Origin of the sequence: Mesorhizobium sp. M8A.F.Ca.ET.021.01.1.1, assembly GCF_003998025.1 — a bacterium.
Lineage (GTDB): Bacteria > Pseudomonadota > Alphaproteobacteria > Rhizobiales > Rhizobiaceae > Mesorhizobium.
Genome location: NZ_RZSJ01000925.1, coordinates 1 through 1,373, shown reverse-complemented (window position 1 = coordinate 1,373; position 1,373 = coordinate 1). Strand labels below are relative to the sequence as shown.

The following is a 1,373-nucleotide window of genomic DNA, read 5'->3' as shown; positions in this document are numbered from 1 at the left end:
AGGTTCTTCTGCGCGCCGGCAATGATGGCCTCGGTGCGGCCGCGCACGCTCGATGCGCCGCGAAAGCCGTAATGCGAGAGCAGCGCCATGGCGCCTTCGAAAACGTTGGCATTGCCGGCGCGGTCGCGATAGCCCTGTAGATAGGTCTTGATGCCGATGCGCCGCGCCTCGGTCAGATCGGCCCGCCGGCGCTTCTCGCGCGCCTCGGCCATCAGCTGCATTTCGAGATCCTTGCGCGCCTTGGCCTTGGCCGCATCCTCGCTCATGCCGTTGCGATGCTGCGCGAATTTGCTGTCGAACTCATCGGACAGATAGGCCGCTTCTTCCTTGGTGATGGCCTTCTGCTCGACGGCGGAAATCAAACAGTCTTTCAGGCCCATCGATCAATCCTTGCAACTGGCGATCAGGTCGCCGTAAAACTCGGTCCTGTCGGCGTCGGCGATCATGGTTTCGTGGGTGGCGTGTAAAGTGGTGCCGTCCGCTTCCCTGGCCGCCGGCATGGCGTCCCATATGTCGAGCTGCTTGCGGCTTTCGAGATCGAACAGCCCGCCCTCGGGCATGGCCTTGTCGCCGCCCTTCAACGGTTTGGACCCTTGAGCTTCGAGCTTTTCCTTGGTCGAAACGGGTTTCACCCCTTCGAGCAAGGTCTGCTCGCCGGCTGCGGTGGCTTCGCTGTCCGATGGTTTGCGCGCTTCCTGCAGCACCAGGGCGGCTGTGTCGGCCGCTTCCGGCGTCGCCGGCTCGGGCGTCGACCCTGGTTGCCTTAGACCTTGCGGCTCTTCATCTGCGCCAGCACGCGATAGCTCTTGGCCATTCGCTGCATCTGCGCCGCGTCCTCGGGGTGCGCCCTCGCTGCCCGCTTCTCCAGCCGCGCGGCCAGCGCCAGCGCCTGGGCCGGTGTCTTGCCCTGGGAAATCGAAGAAGGGGATGTCTGTGGCATCGATCGGTTCCTCTCCGCGCTCCGAAAGCGCGTCGGCATAATTCCTATAGTCCTCATCAAGCGCGCGCTCAAGCGCCGTCACCGCGTCGGTTTCATCGTCCACAAGGGCGGCCGCCCTGGTCAGTACAGAATCGTCAATCTGGTGATCGATGCCGAGTTCATCGGCCGCGCCCTGCACTTCATCGACCACGCGGCGGAATGCGTCCTGGCGCTGCCGGCCGGCCTGGTACTCCTGCCAGTCGAAGACCCGGCCGCCATCGTTGCGCGGCGAAAACACCGGCTCGCCGCCATGCTCGCGCTCGATAGCGCGCAGCAGATCGTCAGGCGTCGAGCGCGCCACGGCCGTGGCCGGGTCGCCATAGAGATGATCGAAATAGCCGGCTTCGGCCGCCGCCTCGCGCGCGTAGTCAAGGCTCTTGCCGGTTTTGCGCAC

Annotated in this window: 2 protein-coding genes; both read right to left on the bottom strand. The window is 64.9% G+C overall.

Features of this window, described 5'->3' with window-relative positions; translation table 11 throughout:
* The coding region (locus tag EOA36_RS35510; RefSeq protein ID WP_145969515.1) for a hypothetical protein at positions 1-380 on the bottom strand (380 nt) is incomplete at its 3' end.
* Between the two features lie 3 nt (positions 381-383).
* Positions 384-1,373, bottom strand: a 990-nt coding sequence (locus tag EOA36_RS37590) for a hypothetical protein (RefSeq protein WP_210212448.1), incomplete at its 5' end; no start/stop codon positions are given.